This is a genomic window from Pseudomonas sp. RIT-To-2 (assembly GCF_029623465.1).
GTDB lineage: Bacteria > Pseudomonadota > Gammaproteobacteria > Pseudomonadales > Pseudomonadaceae > Aquipseudomonas > Aquipseudomonas silvicola.
The window spans coordinates 61,808-79,119 of sequence record NZ_JAPYKM010000012.1 but is presented as its reverse complement, the minus strand read 5'-3'; the positions used below and the strand labels follow the sequence as shown (position 1 = coordinate 79,119).

The 17,312-nt window shown below is 63.9% G+C and carries 15 protein-coding genes and 1 pseudogene; 4 read left to right on the top strand and 12 right to left on the bottom strand.

All coding sequences use genetic code 11. From position 1 onward, the window contains the following. Positions 1-51: 51 nt before the first annotated feature. Positions 52-450: an NUDIX hydrolase gene (locus QBK88_RS13235; RefSeq protein WP_277962353.1), complete on the top strand. Its 399-nt coding sequence runs from the start codon at positions 52-54 to the stop codon at positions 448-450. Positions 451-495: 45 nt separating this feature from the next. Here QBK88_RS13235 and metR read toward each other — a convergent pair whose 3' ends face one another. Then, a complete protein-coding gene (gene metR / locus QBK88_RS13230; protein WP_277962352.1) occupies positions 496-1,413 on the bottom strand; it encodes a transcriptional regulator MetR in 918 nt (305 codons plus the stop codon). A gap of 118 nt (positions 1,414-1,531) precedes the next feature. On the opposite strand from metR, the pseudogene QBK88_RS13225 reads away from it, so the two are divergent. Together QBK88_RS13225 and QBK88_RS13220 are read left to right on the top strand one after the other, a co-directional pair. Further along, positions 1,532-2,104 (top strand): annotated as a pseudogene (locus QBK88_RS13225) (5-methyltetrahydropteroyltriglutamate--homocysteine S-methyltransferase); the annotation flags it as partial. Between the two features lie 193 nt (positions 2,105-2,297). Further along, positions 2,298-3,290, top strand: a complete 993-nt coding sequence (locus QBK88_RS13220) for an alpha/beta fold hydrolase (protein WP_277962351.1) — start codon at positions 2,298-2,300, stop codon at positions 3,288-3,290. A 58-nt stretch (positions 3,291-3,348) separates the two neighbouring features. On the opposite strand, the gene QBK88_RS13215 is transcribed toward QBK88_RS13220, so the two are convergent. The 5 genes from QBK88_RS13215 to QBK88_RS13195 all read right to left on the bottom strand — a co-directional run bounded on the left by QBK88_RS13215 (position 3,349) and on the right by QBK88_RS13195 (position 9,569). Further along, positions 3,349-4,743, bottom strand: a complete 1,395-nt coding sequence (locus tag QBK88_RS13215) for a sigma-54-dependent transcriptional regulator (RefSeq protein ID WP_277962350.1) — start codon at positions 4,741-4,743, stop codon at positions 3,349-3,351. Then, entirely contained in the window at positions 4,740-6,497 is a 1,758-nt protein-coding gene (locus QBK88_RS13210) for a HAMP domain-containing sensor histidine kinase (RefSeq protein WP_277962349.1), read from the bottom strand. The genes QBK88_RS13215 and QBK88_RS13210 overlap by 4 nt, the downstream gene beginning before the upstream one ends. A gap of 141 nt (positions 6,498-6,638) precedes the next feature. After that, the gene (locus QBK88_RS13205; RefSeq protein WP_445764929.1) at positions 6,639-7,463 is read right to left on the bottom strand and encodes an alpha/beta hydrolase; all 825 of its coding nucleotides are present in this window, start codon (positions 7,461-7,463) and stop codon (positions 6,639-6,641) included. 17 nt (positions 7,464-7,480) lie between these two features. Further along, a complete protein-coding gene (locus QBK88_RS13200) occupies positions 7,481-8,878 on the bottom strand; it encodes an aspartate aminotransferase family protein (RefSeq protein ID WP_268144729.1) in 1,398 nt (465 codons plus the stop codon). After that, positions 8,871-9,569, bottom strand: coding sequence for an MtnX-like HAD-IB family phosphatase (locus QBK88_RS13195; protein WP_268144727.1), 699 nt, complete (start codon positions 9,567-9,569; stop codon positions 8,871-8,873). Before QBK88_RS13195 ends, QBK88_RS13200 begins: the two co-directional genes overlap by 8 nt. A 216-nt stretch (positions 9,570-9,785) precedes the next feature. On the opposite strand from QBK88_RS13195, the gene QBK88_RS13190 reads away from it, so the two are divergent. Beyond that, entirely contained in the window at positions 9,786-10,547 is a 762-nt protein-coding gene (locus tag QBK88_RS13190; RefSeq protein ID WP_277962347.1) for a MipA/OmpV family protein, read from the top strand. A 292-nt stretch (positions 10,548-10,839) separates the two neighbouring features. Here QBK88_RS13190 and QBK88_RS13185 read toward each other — a convergent pair whose 3' ends face one another. From QBK88_RS13185 to QBK88_RS13160, 6 genes are all read right to left on the bottom strand, one after another. Next, the gene (locus QBK88_RS13185) at positions 10,840-12,162 is read right to left on the bottom strand and encodes a sigma-54-dependent transcriptional regulator (RefSeq protein WP_277962346.1); all 1,323 of its coding nucleotides are present in this window, start codon (positions 12,160-12,162) and stop codon (positions 10,840-10,842) included. Continuing rightward, positions 12,159-14,066, bottom strand: a complete 1,908-nt coding sequence (locus QBK88_RS13180) for an ATP-binding protein (RefSeq protein WP_277962345.1) — start codon at positions 14,064-14,066, stop codon at positions 12,159-12,161. The genes QBK88_RS13185 and QBK88_RS13180 overlap by 4 nt, the downstream gene beginning before the upstream one ends. Before the next feature lie 58 nt (positions 14,067-14,124). Next, positions 14,125-14,859 (bottom strand): amino acid ABC transporter ATP-binding protein, encoded by a 735-nt coding sequence (locus tag QBK88_RS13175; protein WP_277962344.1) that lies wholly within the window; start codon positions 14,857-14,859, stop codon positions 14,125-14,127. Continuing rightward, complete coding sequence (locus QBK88_RS13170; protein ID WP_277962343.1) at positions 14,856-15,521, bottom strand: ABC transporter permease subunit; 666 nt, start codon at positions 15,519-15,521, stop codon at positions 14,856-14,858. The genes QBK88_RS13175 and QBK88_RS13170 overlap by 4 nt, the downstream gene beginning before the upstream one ends. Beyond that, a complete protein-coding gene (locus QBK88_RS13165; protein WP_277962342.1) occupies positions 15,522-16,268 on the bottom strand; it encodes an amino acid ABC transporter permease in 747 nt (248 codons plus the stop codon). Between the two features lie 99 nt (positions 16,269-16,367). Continuing rightward, the gene (locus QBK88_RS13160) at positions 16,368-17,273 is read right to left on the bottom strand and encodes a glutamate/aspartate ABC transporter substrate-binding protein (protein WP_277962341.1); all 906 of its coding nucleotides are present in this window, start codon (positions 17,271-17,273) and stop codon (positions 16,368-16,370) included. Positions 17,274-17,312 lie beyond the last annotated feature (39 nt).

Sequence of the window (17,312 nt, the reverse complement as noted above, 5' to 3'; positions counted from 1 at the left end):
GAGAGGGGGCGGTCATTGGAGTATGATTGGCGCTTTTTTGGGGGAGCCACCATGAGCCGAATCATCCACATTGCCGCTGCGCTGCTGATCGGGCCAGATGGCAAGACCTTGCTGGTGCGCAAGCGCAATACCCAGGCGTTCATGCAGCCCGGTGGCAAGATCGAGCCGGGAGAGCAGCCGGTGAATGCCTTGGCCCGTGAGCTGCACGAGGAACTGGGGGTGCGCATCGATACGGCCGCCGCCGTTTACCTCGGCGCGTTCAGCGCCCCCGCGGCCAATGAGCCTGGCTTCGAAGTGCGCTGCGAGCTGTTCCGGGTCCAGGTGGAGGGGGCTGTCGAGGCCGCCGCCGAGATCGAGGAAGCCGTGTGGGTGGATCGGCACAGCCACGCGCACCTGGAGCTGGCGCCATTGACCCGCGACCATATCCTGCCGCTGTACACGGCTGGGTAATACCGAGTCCCCCTTGCAAGGATAGCCAGTGCTTCGTGAGTCGGCTCAACGCACCGCGCTGACGCCATCCAGGGTAGAGAACGAGGTGTCCTTGGCGGTCAGCAGGAAGTCGCGCATGTAGGGCGCGTCAAGCATGTCGGCACGCACGGCGGCGTAGAGGGTGGCGAACAGGCCTTTCTCGCCCAGGCGCTTGCCCCTCACGTAACCCCGGGCGCTGTACTCATGCAGCGCCCAGTGGGGCATGCCGCACACCCCCCGGCCGCTCGCCACCAGTTGCATCATCATCACGGTCAGCTCCGAAGTGCGTACCTGGGCAGGTTCGATGTCGGCCGGCTCCAGGAACCGAGTGAAGATATCCAGCCTGTCACGTTCCACCGGGTAGGTGATCAGGGTTTCGCTGGCCAGGTCGTCGGGCACGATATAGGGCTTGTTGGCCAACGCATGCTGGTTGGCCACTGCCAGCATCGCTTCGTAGGTGAACAGCGGCACATAGGTGATGCCGGGTAGCTCCAGGGGGTCGCTGGTAACCACCAGGTCCAGGTCGCCGCGAGCCAGGGCCGGTAGCGGTGCGAAGGCGAAGCCCGAGGCAAGGTCCAATTCCACTTCCGGCCAGGCGTCACGGAACTGGTCGATGGTGGGCATCAGCCACTGGAAGCAACTGTGGCATTCGATGGCCATGTGCAAGCGCCCGGCCGTGCCACCCGCCAGCCGCGCGATGTCGCGTTCCGCGCCGCGCAACAGGGGCAGGGTCGCATCGGCCAGTTGCAGCAAGCGCAAGCCGGCGCTGGTGAAACGGATGGGTTTGGTCTTGCGCATGAACAAGGGCAGGCCGAGGCGCTCTTCCAGTTCCTTGAACTGGTGGGACAGGGCCGACTGGGTCAGGTGCAGGCGCTCGGCCGCTTCCACCAGGCTATCGGCCTCGCGCAAGGCGTGCAGGGTTTTCAGGTGACGGATCTCGAGCATTCTGGCCTCTATGAATATTTCTTGTGATCAACACGAATATATTGAGTTTGTCTCATGTTGTGGTGGATGTCGATAATGACGCCATCGAATACGGAGAACCCCCATGGCCACCATCGCCCCTCACGACCTGTCGTTCTACACCCAACGCCTGCTGGACGAGGTCGAGCAAGCCCGCGCTCGTGGTGAAACGCCGAGGCCGGTGCTGATGGGGCCGCTGAGCTACCTGTGGCTGGACCAGGCCAACGGCGATGATGTGCGTGCACTGGCCCGCCTGGAGATCGTGCTGCCGGTGTACGGGGAAATTCTCACCCGCCTGGCCCGCCTGGGCGTGGAGTGGGTGCAGATCGATGAACCGGTCCTCACCCATGAACTGCCCCAGGCCTGGAAAAGCGCCTTCGAGCGGGCCTACCACATTCTTCAGTACTCGCCGCTGAAAAAGCTGCTGGCCGTTTACGGCGGCCCCTTGCAGGACAACCTCGGGCTGGCCGCGCACCTGCCGGTGGACGGCCTGCACGTGGACCTGGCCAGTGCCCCGGCGCAACTGACCGCAGTGCTGGACCGCGTGCCCAGTTACAAGGTGCTGTCCCTGGGGCTGGCCATCGACGAAACCGACCTGTGGCGCTGCGAGCTGGAAACAGTGCAAGCCCAACTGCAACCGGCGCGCCACCGCTTCGGTGACAACCTGTGGCTGGTAGGCGCCCGCTGGTTGGCCGACCTGGGCGGCCTGCTGCCGGACCTGCGTCCGGCAGCCCATGCGTGCCCTATCACCACGTGAGTGACCGCTGGGCGAGGTTCATCAAACTGTCACTGAAGTGTGGCAGCGCGCCCGCACGAACTTCATCAGACTCGCGCTCTACTGGGGATCTGCGTTTTTGGTGTTTTTCATGCGGGCAATACTTTTCGTGGCGGCACTGCTGTGCAGCCTGACGTCTTTCGCGGCTTCAACCTGTGATGTCAACGTCCCGGTGCGCCATGCACTGCTCAAGGACGTCAACCTGGCCTACCAGAGCATCGGCCGTGACAGCGACCCGGCGTTGCTGTTGGTCATGGGCCTGGGCGGGCAACTGATTCACTGGCCCGACGAGGTGGTGGTGGCGCTGTGCGAGCAGGGCTTTCGGGTCATTCGCTATGACAACCGCGATGTCGGCCTGTCCAGCTGGGTGCAGGCGCCAGACAGCGCCAACCTGACATTTGAAGTGCTGCGCTACAAGCTGGGCTTGCCGGTGTCTGCGCCCTACAGCCTGACGGACATGGCCGGCGACGGCCTGGGGCTGCTGGACAGCCTGCACATTACCCGCTTTCACCTGCTGGGGGCGAGCATGGGCGGCATGATCGCCCAGCACATGGCTGCCATGGCACCGCAACGGGTGGAAAGCCTGACGCTGATCATGAGCAGCTCCGGTGCCCCGGGGCTACCGATGCCCAGCCCTGCCTTGCTGCAGTTGCTCGCCCGGCGCAGCGCGCCGAACCGCGAGGTGGCCATCGAGCAGCAGGCTGATCTGCTGGCGGCCCTGGGCAGCCCGGACGTGGTGGACGACCGCAAGGTGCTGTTGCAGCAGGCGGCGGTGTCCTATGACCGGGCGTTCAACCCCGAGGGCGTCAAGCGCCAGATCCTGGCGATTCTCGCCGAACCCAGCCGGGTAGCGTTGCTGGACAGCCTGCGGGTGCCGACCCTGGTGGTGCATGGCACGGCCGACCCGCTGTTGCCGGTGATGCACGGCGTGCACCTGGCCGCGCATATCCGTGGCAGTGAATTGAAGTTGATCCCGGGCTTGGCGCACCGGTTCCAGGAAGCCTTCAAGGCGCCATTGCTGGCGGCGGTGCTGCCGTACCTGGACGCGCAGAAGCTGCGCGACGCCCCAGTGGCGGGCTTGTAGCAGCGGACCCGGCCGCGCCCCAGGGGCCGCGTAGTCCCTGAACCTCCCTCGTCAGGCTTCACCGCGCGAACTTGCTGACCTGGATCGCCAGCTTCTTCAGCCGGTACCACAAGCTGCGCTCGGAAATGCCCATCAGTTGCGCAGCCGCCGCCTGCACGCCATTGGTCTGCTGCAGTGCCGCCAGGATCCAGGCCTTTTCCACTTCTGCCAGTTTGCCATCCAGGTCGTCGGGCACGCCCACCACCGGCAACGGCAGGGCGGCTTCCGGTTGGCCAGTGGCTGGCTGGAACAGGTAGCCAGGCAGGTCCTGCTCTTCGATCAAGCTGCCCTGGGCAACGATGGTGGCGCGCTCCACACAGTTCTGCAGCTCGCGGATGTTGCCCGGCCAGCCATAGTCGAGCATCGCCTGCAGCGCCCTGGGGCTGAAGCCGGTGATGCGTTTGCCGGCTTCTGCACCCAGCAGGCCGGCGAAGTGGTGGGCCAGGCCAGGGATGTCCTCGCTGCGCTCGCGCAAGGCCGGCAGGGGGATGGGGAATACGTTGAGACGGTAGTAGAGGTCTTCGCGAAACTCCTTGCGTGCCACCGCTTCCACCAGGTTCTTGTGGGTGGCGGCGATGACCCGCACGTCCACCTTGCGTTCGCGGGTGTCGCCCACCGGCTCGATCAACCGCTCCTGCAAGGCCCGCAAGATCTTGGCCTGCAGCGCCAGGGGCATGTCGCCCACTTCATCGAGGAACAGGGTGCCCTTGTCCGCCTGCTGGAAGCGCCCGATGCGGTCGCTGACCGCGCCAGTGAAGGCACCTTTCTTGTGGCCGAACATCTCGCTTTCCAGCAGCCCCTCGGGGATGGCCGCGCAGTTCACCGCCACGAACGGCTGGTGGGCGCGGTTGCCATGCTGGTGAATGGCGCGGGCAACCATTTCCTTGCCGGTGCCGCTTTCGCCGGTCAGCAATACCGTGGCCGTGCTGTCGCGCACCGCGTCGATGGCCTGCAGCACGCGGCGAAACGTCGGGCTTTCACCCACCAGGCTGTCGAACGGGTGCTGTTCGTTCAGTTCGGCGCGCATCCGGGCGTTGTCGCGCAGAATGTCGCGAAACTGCAGGGCCTTGTGCACGGTGATGTCCAGCTCATCGATGTCGAACGGCTTGGCAATGTAGTCGAAGGCGCCATTGCGCATGGACTGCACGGCATTCTTCACCGTGGAGTAGGCGGTCATGACGATCACCGGCACCTGCGGGAAGCGTTGCCTGATCTCGGCCAGCAACTGCGGGCCGTCCATGCCGGGCATGCGCCAGTCACTGATGACCAGGTCGATGCTTTCCTGCTCCATCAGCGCCAGGGCGAGCAGGCCGTTGCCGGCGGTGAAGACCTGCACCTCGCCCTGGCTCAATGCTGACACCAGCAAATCGCAGAGTTTGGGCTCGTCATCGACCACCAGCACGTTATGACTCAAGACGCTTCTCCTTCGTGGGACGGTATGTACAGGTTGAACGTGGCACCTTGGCCAGGGGTGCTGATGCACTCCACGCGCCCGTCATGGTTTTCCATGATCGAGAATACTTTTGCAAGCCCCAGCCCCGTGCCCGAGGCCTTCGTGGTGACGAAGGGGTTGAAGATACGCTCTTGCAGGTCACTGGAAATCCCCTGGCCATCGTCCTCGATGCTCAGGCGAGTGAACCGGCCCTGGTTGGCGATGCCCAGCACCAGGTGGCCCCCGTCAGGCATGGCGTCGATGGCGTTGAGCACCAGGTTCAGGCAGGCCTGCTTCAGCTGGCGGCTGTCGGCATACAAGGTGGCGCCAGGTGCCTGGTCGTCAATCCGGGCATCCACCTGATGGGTGGACAGCTCTGGCGCGCAGAAGCCCAGGATATCTTCCAGCAGCACCCGTGCCGGCATTACTGTGCGGATCGGTGGGCTGGGCTTGGCGAAGTCGAGGAACTCAGTGATCAGGTCGTTGATGCGGGTCACTTCCGAGATCACGTATTCCAGGTGGCGCATATCCGCTTCGGGCAGCGCCGCGCGACGGTGCAGCAACTGCGTGGCGGTCTTGATGATGCCCAGCGGGTTGCGGATCTCGTGGGCCAGGCCCATGGCCACTTCGCCCATGGTGTGCAGGCGGTCGCGGCGGCGCATTTGCGCCTCCAGGTGTTGCAGGGCCTGCAGGCCTTCGGTCATGTGGTTGAAGGTCATGCCCAGTTCGGCCAGTTCATCGTTGCCCAGCACCTCAACCTGCTGGCTGTAGTCGCCGGCGGTCACCGCCCGCACGCCTTCGGACAGGGCGCGCATGGGCCGCGTCAGGCGCCGGGTCACCAACACCCCGACCCCCAGCGAGATGGCCGAGCTGAGCAGGAAAATCAGCGTGAACAGGTTGCGCTGGTTGACCAGGCCCAGCAGGCTGCTGTGGCGCAACAGCCCACTGAAGACCACGCCCTGCAACTCGCCCTTGTCATTGAGCAGGGGGCGAAACAGGCCGCTGTAGCGGTTGGTGAACTGTTCAGTCGGCAGCTTGGTATCACGCAGTATTTCTTCGATGCGCGGCGGCACCACGGTGGGGTGGTCCTCGAAGCGCTGGCTGGAAAACACTTCGGAAAAGTCCTGGCCGTTGGACAGGTACAGGCGCAGGTCCAGGGAGTGCACGTCGGCGACGCTGGTCAGGAAGCTGGCGTCCAGGAACGTCACCACCAGCAGTTGGTAATCTTCACCGTCCTGCTGAGTGGGAAACACCGAGACCACGGCGCCCACCTGGCTGTTGCCGGTATGAATGGTCTGCAGCACGGCATTGGGGGCCAGGCTGATCTGGTGCAGCACATCGTCGGCGGCGGTGGAGAACACCACCTTGTGATCGCGGTTGCGAATCAGCGCCACCACGTCGATGCCCATCGCGTCGGCGATGTCACTGATCAGTTTTTCCTGGTGCCGGGCGCTGGTGGCGGTGGGCTCGTCGGCGCGGGCGTATTGCAGGAAGAGTTGGGCGACGCGGGTATTGTCACGCAGGATTTCACTGAGTTCGTCCTCGACGATCTTGGTGGACTCCTGCAGCCACACGCGCACGTTGCTGTCGAAAATCTGCGCCAGGGTGGTGGCGGCCAGTTGCGCGGCGATCATCGTCGGAATAACGCTGACCAGCCAGAACGCGAGCACCAGCTTGCGTTGCAGGTTCCAGCGCGACAAACGAAAAGGGGGGCGATCGGGAGGGACGATGGTCATCGATACTCGCTTATTCGTGGGCGCGGGCGAATGTCTCGCGACCCCGGGGATGCGCCCCCCGGTCCTGCAGGGGGGAGCCAGATTTGCATGCCGGCCCGAGGTGAGGCCGGCCGGCAAAGGGTAGCATGAGGCATGGCGCCATCAGCAGGCCTGGGCAAGCTCACGGGCATGAAGCTGGATGAATTCCGCGCTCAGGCTGATCACTTTGGGGTATTGCAGGTCCACGGTGATCATGTGATAGCAATCGTCGAGCAACACCTTGGTCACCGGGCCGCCGATGTGCGCTTCAATGTAATCGGCATTCCAGCGGCTGGTGATGTCGTCTTCACTGGAGTGCAGTACCAGCGCCGGCGCCTTGATCGACGGCATGCCACGCTTGACCTCGGCCACCAGGCGGTGCAGTTCGCGCACGCTGATGCCCGACATGGTCAACAGCCCGGCATCGGCGCTTTCACCGGCTTTCATCTGGCGTTCGACGATGGCGCGCAACCGCGGGTTCTTGATCCCGTAGGGCGGCTTCTCGTTGAAACGGCAGATGTGCACGCCGAACGGAAAGGCCATGAACAGGGGCGTCAGGCGCGCAACCCAAGGCATGTTCCAACCGTCATAGCGCAAGGTGGTGGAATACAGCAACAAGCCAGCCACCTCACCCGGCCGCTGGGCGGCCAGGTGCATCGACAGGACCGCGCCCATCGACAGGCCACCGACGAACACCTGCTCGTGCACCTTGCGGATGCCTTCGAAGGTATTCAGCGCGCTGGCGTACCAGTCGCGCCAGTGGGTGGCTTGCAGATCGTCGTTGTTCCCGCAATGGCCTGCCAGGGTGGGCACGTAAACCGTGTACCCACGCTTGGCCAGCCCCTGGGCAACCTTGCGCAGTTCGGTGGGGGTACCGGTCAGCCCGTGGATCAGCAGCACGGCCACCGGGCCGTCGCCGAGCACGAAGCTGGCATCACCGACACCCATATCGATCTGCGCGGCACTCACTTTTTGGTCACTCGATGCAGCAGACGGTCGAGCAAGGCGATGGCCAGATCGATTTCCGGGTAGCTGATTTCCAGCGACGGTGCCAGGGTGATCACGTTCTTGTAGTAGCCGCCCACGTCGAGGATCAGGCCCAGGCGCTTGCCGTCGATCTCGATGTCGCCCTTCATGCCTTCCTCGACCATCTCGTCAAGTTTGGCCTTGTCGGGGGTGAAGCCGTCTTCGCCGCAGATTTCCATGCGCAGTGCCAGGCCCAGGCCGTCGACGTCGCCCACGATCTTGTAGCGCTTTTTCAGGTCTTCCAGGCCGGCGAGGAAGTACTTGCCCTTGGCCATGACCATGGCGCCGTAGTCCACTTCGCTGGTCATCTTGAACATTTCCAGGCCCACGGCGGTGCCCAGTGGGTTGGAGGCGAAGGTGGAGTGGGTCGAACCTGGCGGGAAGATGCCCGGGTTGATCAGCTCTTCACGGGCCCAGATGCCACCCAGCGGGTTCAGGCCGTTGGTCAGTGCCTTGCCGAACACCAGCACGTCGGGTTTGACGTCGAAGTGCTCGATGGACCACAGCTTGCCGGTACGGTAGAAGCCCATCTGGATTTCGTCGACCACCAGCAGAATGCCGTGCTGGTCCAGCACTTGCTTCAGCTCGCTGTAGAAGTTCATGGGCGGGATCACGTAGCCGCCGGTGCCCTGGATCGGCTCGACGTAGAAGGCTGCGTATTCGCACTGCTGGGTTTTGGGGTCCCATACGCCGTTGTATTCGGTTTCGAACAGGCGGGCGAACTGCTTCACGCAGTAGCTGCCGTATTCTTCCTTGGTCATGCCTTTGGGGCCGCGGAAGTGGTACGGGAACGGGATGAACTGGGCGCGCTCGCCGAAGTGGCCGTAGCGGCGACGGTAGCGGTAGCTGGAGGTGATGGATGAGGCACCCAGGGTACGGCCGTGGTAGCCACCTTCGAAGGCGAACATCAGGCTCTTGCCATTGGAGGCGTTGCGTACCACTTTCAGCGAGTCTTCGATGGACTGCGAACCGCCGACGTTGAAGTGTACGCGGCCGTCCATGCCGAATTTCTTCTTGGCATCCACGGCGATCATTTCCGACAGCTCGATCTTGCCTTTGTGCAGGTACTGGCTGGCGATTTGCGGCAGGGTGTCGATCTGTTGTTTCAGCGCGTTGTTCAGGCGCGGGTTGGCGTAGCCGAAGTTGACCGCCGAGTACCACATCTGCAGGTCGAGATAGGCCTGGTCATTAGTGTCGTAGACGTACGAACCTTCGCAGCGGCTGAAGATGCGCGGCGGCTCGATGTAGTGAACGGTGTCACCGAACGAGCAGTAGCGCGATTCTTTGTCCAGAAGGATCTGGTCTTCTTCGCTGGTGATACGCGGGGTGTTAGACATGGTGAAAGAGTTCCTGCTGTTCTGAATTGAGGTGTGGAACGGTGGTGCCGGTGTATTGCGGCAGGGCGGCCAGCAGCGCTGGCAGCTCGGCGAAGGAATCGAAGCGGGCGTGGGGAATGTTGTTGCGCACGCAGTGCTCGGCCAGGCTGCCCTTGGCGAACACGAAGTCGGCGGTGCCGGCCACGCACATGTCGGACTTGCCGTCGCCAATCACCAGGATGCGTTTGCTGGCCGGGGTCGAACGGCATTTGCAGTTGCCCGAGGCGGCGCGGCAGGCATCGCTGGCGTGGGGAAACACGATGCGCCAGCTGTCGGCGTCGACCTGGCGCAACTGATTGGCGATGATGGGCAGCAGTGGGCTACCGTTGCGCGCCAGGATGCGGGCGATGGCCTGTTCCAGGCCGTCGCTGACCACCTCCAGGGTAGCGCCGCGCTCACGTACCAGATCGACGAAGGCGGGGAACGCCGGGTCGATCTCGACACTGTCGAAATAGGCCAGCAACTGCGCCGGGCTGGCTTTCACCAGCGCCAATTGTTGGCTCAGGCATTCACGCGAGCCGATCTCACCGGCCAGCCATTGCGCTTCGATGGCTTCCCAGCGCGGATCGGCAAAGCGGTCCAGGATGTTGTCGATGACGTCGCTCGGGGTGATGGTCCCGTCGAAGTCACACACGATATGCCAGTGCATCATCTGCAGTTACCTATGGGTCAGCAGCGCACCTTGCGCTTGCCCAGAGCTACAGCAGAGACCGTGCCAACAGCGTGAAGCCCAGATTTGGCGGGCCCTGGCGGGCGTGTGTGTCGGTGAAGCTACAATTTTTGCAGGTCGCTACAAACAACATGAGTGCTTGCGCGGGCAGGGTCGCGTGCGCGTTCATGCGCGCATGGATCTACACAGAGAGCCCCCATGTCCCGTACCCACCTGTTGCTCGCCCTGCTATTGGCAGGCCTGTCCACCGCCGCCCGTTGCGCGCCACTGACGGGCGACGCCGGGGTGGGCTTGTCGTATCAGCCCAGCGAGCCTGCCGGCAGCCACTACGAAACCAAACCCATGCCATACCTGGACCTGACCTGGGGCGACGTGGGTATCGATTCGGACGAAGGTTTGACCTGGGCGGCGTTGAAAACCGGCAATGGCTGGAGCGCCGGCCCCCTGGCCAACCTGGTGGAAGGGCGCAACGGCAATGACCGCCTGCGCGGCCTGCGCGATGTGCCGGACATGGTTGAACTGGGCGGTTTCGTGCAGTACAGCCCAGTCGACTTCTGGCGGGTGTACGCCCAGGCCGGGCGTGCCGAGGGCGGTGGCCACGGCCAGGGTGGCACCCTGGGGCGGCTGGGCACCGAGCTTGACTACCCGCTGGGCGGCGGGGTGTTCGGGGCAACGGAACTGGTGGCCCATTTCGCCGACCAGCGCATGAACCAGACCTTCTTCGGTGTAGACGCCAATGAGGCCCAGGCCAGTGGCATCGGTGCCTACCGTGCCAGCGGCGGGCTGCAGAACTGGACCCTGAGCCAGGGCGCGCAGTTTCCTCTTGGCGGCCATTGGTCGCTGCTGGCCAACGTCGACTGGATACACCTTGAGGGGTCAGCGGCGGACAGCAGTATTGTCAGCCAGCGCGGGCATGTGAATCAGGGTGAGGTGCAGACGGCGGTGGCTTACAAGTTCTAGAAATCGAGTCGTCTGCTTCCCGAGCTTCGCCCGGTCCCACAGGGTTGGCTGCGGTGGTGGTGGTTCCCTGTGGGACCGGGCGAAGCTCGGGAAGGGCTCACCGCGTGGTGCCTGAACCACCGCGGTGCCTGTTTCCCGAGCTTGCGCCTTATCCCACAGGGTTGAACTGCGGTGGTGGTGGTTCCCTGTGGGCCCGGGCGAAGCTCGGGAAGGGCTCACCGCGTGGTGCCTGAACCACAGCGGTGTATGTTTCCCGAGCTGGCGCCCGGTCCCGCAGGGAAGGGGGCGACGCTCAACTCAAACCGTACTTCTTGACCTTGTCGAACAGCGTGGTCTTGGCCATGCCCAGGTCAAGGCTGGCCTGGCTGAGGTTGCCGTTGTTGCGGGCCAGCGCGTCGCTGAGCAGGTTGCGCTCGAAGGCTTCCACGGCCTCGGCGAAGCCTACGCCCGCGGCAGGCTGGGCCCCGGCTTTCTTGAAGGCCGGCAAGCCCAGCGCATAGCGCTCCGCCACGTTGCGCAGTTCACGTACATTCCCCGGCCAGTCATGGCTCATCAGCCGGGACAGGGTCTGGTTGTCCAGCGCCGGGATCTCCCGGTCGAAGCGCAGGGCCGACAGTTCCAGGAAGTGCTCGAAGAGTTGCAGGACGTCTTCGCGGCGTTCGCGCAGCGGTGGCAGTTCCAGGGTCACCACGTTGAGCCGGTAATACAGGTCGCTGCGAAAACCATTGCTGCGGCTCAACTCGTCGAGGTCAGCCTTGGTGGCGGCGATCACCCGGCAGTCCACCTCGATGCTCTGGTTCGAGCCCAGACGCTCCAGGGTGCGTTCCTGCAACACCCGCAGCAGCTTGATCTGCAGGTTCATGGGCATGCTTTCCACTTCGTCGAGGAACAGCGTGCCGCCGTTGGCATGCTCGATCTTGCCGATACGGCGCTTGCCGGCGCCCGTGAAGGCATTGGCCTCGTGGCCGAATATCTCGCTTTCGAACAGGTTTTCCGGCAGGCCACCGCAGTTCAGCGCCACGAACGGCTGGGCCTGGCGGCGGCTGAAGTCGTGCAGGCAACGGGCCACCAATTCCTTGCCGGTGCCGGTCTCGCCTTCGATCAGTACGTTGGCCGAGGTGTCGGCGACGTTGGCGATCAGTTCGCGCAAATGCTCCATGGCCGGCGAGCGGCCGATGATGCGGCCCTCCAGGGTACTGCGGCTGGCCAACTGGCGGCGCAGCGACGAGACCTCGCGGGCCAGCCCGCGCTGCTCCAGGGCACGGCGCACCACGTCCACCAGGCGCTCGGGGGAGAAGGGTTTTTCCATGAAGTCATAGGCGCCGCTGCGCATGGCACCCACGGCCATGGAAATGTCGCCATGGCCGGTGATCAGCACCACCGGCAGGCTAGGGTCACGGGCCTTGAGGCGGTTCAGCAACTCCAAGCCATCGATGCCCGGCAGGCGGATGTCGCTGACCACGATGCCGGCGAAGTCGTCGCCGATCAGCGCCAGCGCTTCTTCGGCGCTGCCCACGCCCTGACAGGGGATGTCTTCCAGGCTCAGGGCCTGCTGGCAACCCAGCAGCACATGAGGATCGTCCTCGACGATCAGAACGGTAAGCGAGGTGTTCATGATGGCTCGACTGGTGAGGTGGGCGGTTGCGCGTTGAGCGGCGGCAAGGTCAGGACGAAGGCGGTACCGCCCTCATCCGGGTGTTCGGCACCCAGGCTGCCGCCGGCGGCGGCTGCCAGGCTGGCCGACAGGGTCAGGCCCAGGCCCAGACCTTGCTCGCCCGGTTTGGTGGTGAAAAAGGGTTCGAACAGCTGAGCGCGGGCCTGGGCGTCGATGCCATGGCCGTTGTCGCGCACCCGCAGGCGGTAACGGCCATCGTCCAGGCGTTCACCTTGCAGCCACAGGGTGGGTTGCCCGGCTTCGGCCATGGCGTCCAGGGCATTGCCCACCAGGTTGCCGAGAATCTGCTCCAGGCGGGTCTGGCCGATGGGCAACTGCACCTCGCTGTATTCGCGGTGTACCTGCACGCCGAGGCCTTCGATGCGCGCGGCCAGCACTTGCAGGGTGGCGTCCACCGCCTGGCCCAGGGAGGCACGGCCACGGTCTTCGCCGCGGCGGGCGAACGAGCGCAGGCTCGCAGTGATGCGGCCCATACGGTCGATCAATTGGTTCATGGTCACCAGGTTGGTGCTGGCGGTGTCCAGGGCGCCGCGCTCCAGAAAGCGCACGGTGTTGCCCGACAGGGTGCGCAGGGCGGCCAGCGGCTGGTTGAGTTCGTGGGCGATGCTGGTAGACATCTGGCCGATGGCCGCCAGCTTGCCGGCCTGCACCAGTTCGTCCTGAGCCCGGCGCAGGGTTTCCTCGGCCTGGCGGCGTTCGCGAATCTGGCTTTTCAGGCGGTCGTTGCTGGCCCGCAGGTTCTCCGTGCGTTCGGCGATGCGCCGCTCCAGCAGGCTGTTGGCTTCTTCCAGGGCTTCGCGCGCGGCCAGACGGGTGGCGATGACCTTGCGGCGTTCATTCCAGGCAATCAGGAAGAAGGCCACCAGGCCGAAAGCCACTGCCACCAGCACGCCTTGAATCACGGCTTCGCGCCGCAGGTCTTGCAGCGGCATGAGCAGCGTGAAATGCCACGGGGTATCCTTCAATTCGCGGGTCTGGGCCAGGTAGCTGACCTCGCGCTGGCTGCCGGCGGCGGGAAAACTCAGGCGTTCGACGCCGTCGGCCAGGGTTTCGCGTTCCAGCGGTTGCAGTTCGGTCAGCGAGAACCAGTAGTACTGCAGGCTGCGGGCCAGGTGTTCCTTTATCTCCGGGGTCAGTGGCCGTACCGACTTCAGGCGCCGGGCCGGATCGCTGGAGAGGATGATGATGCCGTTCTCATCGCTGACGAAGGCCTCCAGGCGGGCTTTCTGCCAACGCTCTTCCAACGATTCCATGCGCACCTTGACCACGGCCACGCCGACGATCTTGCCGTGCTCCTCCAGGCCATGGGCCAGGTAGTAGCCTGGTTCGCCGGTGGTGGTGCCGATGCCATAGAAGCGCCCGTCCTGGCCGCGCACGGCGTCCTGGAAATAGGCGCGGAAGGACAGGTCCTCGCCCAGGTAGCTGTTGGCGTCGCGCCAGTTGCTGCTGGCCTGCACGCGGCCGGTGGTGTCCAGCACGTAAATGGCACTGCTGTGGCTGCGACGGTTGAGGCCTTCCAGGTAGTCATTGACGGCCTGGCGGTGGCCTTCGGCGTCGGGGTCGGCCAGCAGGGTCGAGACGCTGCCTTCCAGCTCCAGCAGGCTGGGCAGGAAGGTGAATTTGTTGATCTCGCTCTCCACCGCGCGGCCGTTGAGCTCCAGCTGGCGCTCGCCGCTTTCGCTCAGGGCGCGAATGCCGCTGTAAAGGCTGGCGCGATAGCCGGCATAGCCCAGGCTCACGGTCAGCAGCAGGATCAGCGGGGGCAGAAACAGTTGGCGGATCAGACGGGGTTTCACGGCAAAGGCAGGCGAGGTCGCACGGGAATGATCAGGGGCGCATTTCATCACAGTGCCTTGGGGCCTGCCAGCGGCGAGTGGCGCGAAAGCCACCCGCCGCCAGGCTTTAGTGTTGCAGGATCTTGGCGAGGAAGTGTTGCGCCCGTTCGGAGCGGGCACTGACGTCACCGAAGAACTCTTCCTTGGGGCAATCTTCGACGATCTGGCCCTTGTCCATGAAGATCACCCGGTTGGCGACCTTGCGGGCAAAGCCCATCTCGTGGGTGACGCACATCATGGTCATGCCTTCGTGGGCCAGTTGCACCATCACGTCGAGCACTTCGTTGACCATTTCCGGGTCCAGCGCCGAGGTCGGTTCGTCGAACAGCATGACAATGGGGTCCATGGCCAGGGCGCGGGCGATGGCCACCCGTTGCTGCTGGCCACCGGACAACTGGCCCGGGTGCTTGTGGGCGTGCGCCGATAGCCCCACCCGCTCCAGCAGTTTAAGGCCCTTGGCAGTGGCTTCTTCCTTGCTGCGGCCCAGTACCTTGATCTGGGCGATGGTCAGGTTCTCGGTGATGCTCAGGTGCGGAAACAGCTCGAAATGCTGGAACACCATGCCCACCCGCGAGCGCAGCTTGGGCAAATGGGTCTTGGGGTCGGCGATAGAGGTGCCGTCGACCACGATGTCGCCTTTCTGGAACGGTTCCAGGGCGTTCACGCACTTGATCAAGGTGGACTTGCCCGAGCCCGACGGGCCGCACACCACCACCACTTCACCTTTCTTGACCTCGGTGCTGCAGTCGGTCAGCACCTGGAAGTCCCCGTACCACTTGTTGATGTTCTTGATGGAAATCATACGGCTAACCTTTTATGCAGACGCTTGACCAGCAGCGAGGCGGAGAAGCTGATGACGAAGTAGACGAGGCCCGCGAAGATCAGGAACTCGTTGGACTGGCCGATGATGTCGCCATTGGCCCGTGCCGCGTTGAGGAAGTCCACCAGGCCCACGGTGTACACCAGCGAGGTGTCCTGAAACAGGATGATGCTCTGCTGCAGCAGCAGCGGGGTCATCTTGCGAAACGCCTGGGGCAGTATGATCAGGCGCATGGTCTGGCTGTAGCTCATGCCCAGGGCCTGGGCGGCGCCCATCTGGCCTTTGGAGATGGACTGCACGCCAGCGCGCACGATCTCGCAGAAATACGCCGCCTCGAACATCATGAAGGCCACGACGCAAGAGGTGAATGCACCCACCGGCGTGTCCTGGCCGGTGATCCAGCGCAGCACGAAGGGCACCGCCAGGTAGAACCAGGTGATCACCAGCAGCAGCGGGATGGACCGGAAGTAGTTGACGTAGGCGCCAGCGACGTTGGACAGCAGCTTGCTGGAGGACAGGCGCATCAGCGCCAGCAACGTGCCCAGCACGATACCGCCCACCACACCCATGACCATCAGTTGCAGGGTCATCAGCATGCCGTTCCACAGGCCGGGCAGGGCGGGAATGATTCCACTGAAATCCATTTACTTGCCCCCCACGGAAATCAGGCCAGGCACCGCGACTTTCTTCTCGATCAGGCGCATCAGCAGCATCAGGCTCATGTTCAGGGTGAAGTAGATCAGCGTGGCCAGGGTGAAGGCCTCGAACAGGTTGGCCGAGAACTCGGCGGTCTGTTTGGTCTGGGCCAGCAGTTCCATCAGGCCGATCAGCGAGGCCACCGAGGAGTTCTTGAACACGTTGAGGAACTCGGAGGTCAGCGGCGGGATGATGATCCGGTACGCCTGGGGCAGTAGCACGTTCCAGTAGATCTGCGGCAGGCTGAAGCCCATGGCCCGGGCTGCGCCTTCCTGGCCCCGGGGTAGCGCCTGGATGCCGGTGCGCACTTGTTCGCACACCCGCGCGGCCGTGAACAGCCCCAGGCACACGACCACGCTCAAGAATGCCGAGGTAGTGGGGTTGAGGTCTTGCTTGAACCATTCCTGGAAGCTTTCGGGCAACAGGTCGGGCACCACGAAGTACCAGATGAACAGTTGCACCAGCAGCGGTACGTTGCGGAAGATTTCCACGTAAGTGGTGCCGATGGCCGATACCCAGCGGTTGGGCACGGTGCGCATCACGCCGAGCACGGAGCCCAGCAGCAAGGCAATGATCCAGGCCACGACAGCGATACCGATGGTCCAGCCCAGGCCGGTGATGTACCAGTCCAGGTAGATCTCGCTGCCAATGCCGGTGGACTTGAAGAACACGCCCCAGTCCCAGTTGTAATTCATCAGGGTCTCCCCTTGTGCGGGTGATTCACAGGCACCTTCAACCCGCCACCGGCGCGTTCGCACCAGTGGCTAAGGTGAAGGGTAGACGTTGCGGGCGGATCAGTCTTTGGCAGGCTGGTCGGTCGGGGTGGCGATCAGCGCCTTGAGCTCGTCGCTCATGGCGAAGTCCAAGTTCAGGCCCTTGGGTGGAATGGGCTGGGTGAACCACTTGTTGTAGAGGGTGTTGATCTCGCCCGACTTGAACACGGCGACGATGGCATCATCCACGGCCTTCTTGAACGGCGCATCGCCCTTGCGCACCATGCAGCCATACACTTCGTGAGACTGCGGGGTACCCGTCACCGCCCAGTCGTCGGGCTTCTTGGCCTTGGCCCTTTCGCCCGCCAGCAGGGCGTCATCCATCATGAAGGCCACGGCGCGACCGGATTCGAGCATCTGGAACGACTCGCCATGGTCCTTGGCCGAGATCACGTTCATGCCCATCTGCTTGTCGGCGTTCATGGCCTTGAGCAGGCGTTCGGAGGTGGTCCCGGCGGTGGTGACCACGTTCTTGCCCTTCAGGTCGGGGAAGTCCTTGTAGGCCGAGTCTTTCTTGGACAGCAGGCGCGTGCCGATCTCGAAGATGCCCACCGAGAAGTCCACCTGTTGCGCGCGTTCGGCGTTGTTGGTGGTGGAGCCACACTCGATGTCGACGGTGCCGTTCTGCACCAGCGGAATACGGGTCTGGGAGGTGACCAGGTTGTATTTGACGTTCAGGTTGGGCAAGTCGAGGTCTTTCTTCAGGGCCTCGACGATCTTCAGCTGGATGTCATGGGAGTAGCCGACCGGTTTGCCGGAGGCGTCCGCAATGTAGGAGAAAGGAATGGAGGAGTCGCGGTGGCCCAGGGTGATGGTGCCCGAATCCTTGATTTTCTTCAGGGTGCCTGTCAGCTCCTCGCCCAGGGCGGGGCTGCTGATCAGTGTCACCGCAATGGCGGCGCCCAGCAGGGTATGAACGATGCGCATCTATGTCTCCTCGACCTTTGTTTTTCTTATGGGAACCGT

What these genes read in the sequence shown, in the direction of transcription:
- QBK88_RS13235 (WP_277962353.1), top strand. Translation starts at nt 52, where the DNA reads ATGAGCCGAATCATCCACATTGCCGCTGCGCTGCTGATCGGGCCAGAT.
- metR (WP_277962352.1), bottom strand. Translation starts at nt 1,413, where the DNA reads ATGCTCGAGATCCGTCACCTGAAAACCCTGCACGCCTTGCGCGAGGCC.
- QBK88_RS13220 (WP_277962351.1), top strand. Translation starts at nt 2,298, where the DNA reads ATGCGGGCAATACTTTTCGTGGCGGCACTGCTGTGCAGCCTGACGTCT.
- QBK88_RS13210 (WP_277962349.1), bottom strand. Translation starts at nt 6,497, where the DNA reads ATGACCATCGTCCCTCCCGATCGCCCCCCTTTTCGTTTGTCGCGCTGG.
- QBK88_RS13205 (WP_445764929.1), bottom strand. Translation starts at nt 7,463, where the DNA reads ATGGGTGTCGGTGATGCCAGCTTCGTGCTCGGCGACGGCCCGGTGGCC.
- QBK88_RS13200 (WP_268144729.1), bottom strand. Translation starts at nt 8,878, where the DNA reads ATGTCTAACACCCCGCGTATCACCAGCGAAGAAGACCAGATCCTTCTG.
- QBK88_RS13195 (WP_268144727.1), bottom strand. Translation starts at nt 9,569, where the DNA reads ATGATGCACTGGCATATCGTGTGTGACTTCGACGGGACCATCACCCCG.
- QBK88_RS13190 (WP_277962347.1), top strand. Translation starts at nt 9,786, where the DNA reads ATGTCCCGTACCCACCTGTTGCTCGCCCTGCTATTGGCAGGCCTGTCC.
- QBK88_RS13185 (WP_277962346.1), bottom strand. Translation starts at nt 12,162, where the DNA reads ATGAACACCTCGCTTACCGTTCTGATCGTCGAGGACGATCCTCATGTG.
- QBK88_RS13180 (WP_277962345.1), bottom strand. Translation starts at nt 14,066, where the DNA reads ATGAAATGCGCCCCTGATCATTCCCGTGCGACCTCGCCTGCCTTTGCC.
- QBK88_RS13175 (WP_277962344.1), bottom strand. Translation starts at nt 14,859, where the DNA reads ATGATTTCCATCAAGAACATCAACAAGTGGTACGGGGACTTCCAGGTG.
- QBK88_RS13170 (WP_277962343.1), bottom strand. Translation starts at nt 15,521, where the DNA reads ATGGATTTCAGTGGAATCATTCCCGCCCTGCCCGGCCTGTGGAACGGC.
- QBK88_RS13165 (WP_277962342.1), bottom strand. Translation starts at nt 16,268, where the DNA reads ATGAATTACAACTGGGACTGGGGCGTGTTCTTCAAGTCCACCGGCATT.
- QBK88_RS13160 (WP_277962341.1), bottom strand. Translation starts at nt 17,273, where the DNA reads ATGCGCATCGTTCATACCCTGCTGGGCGCCGCCATTGCGGTGACACTG.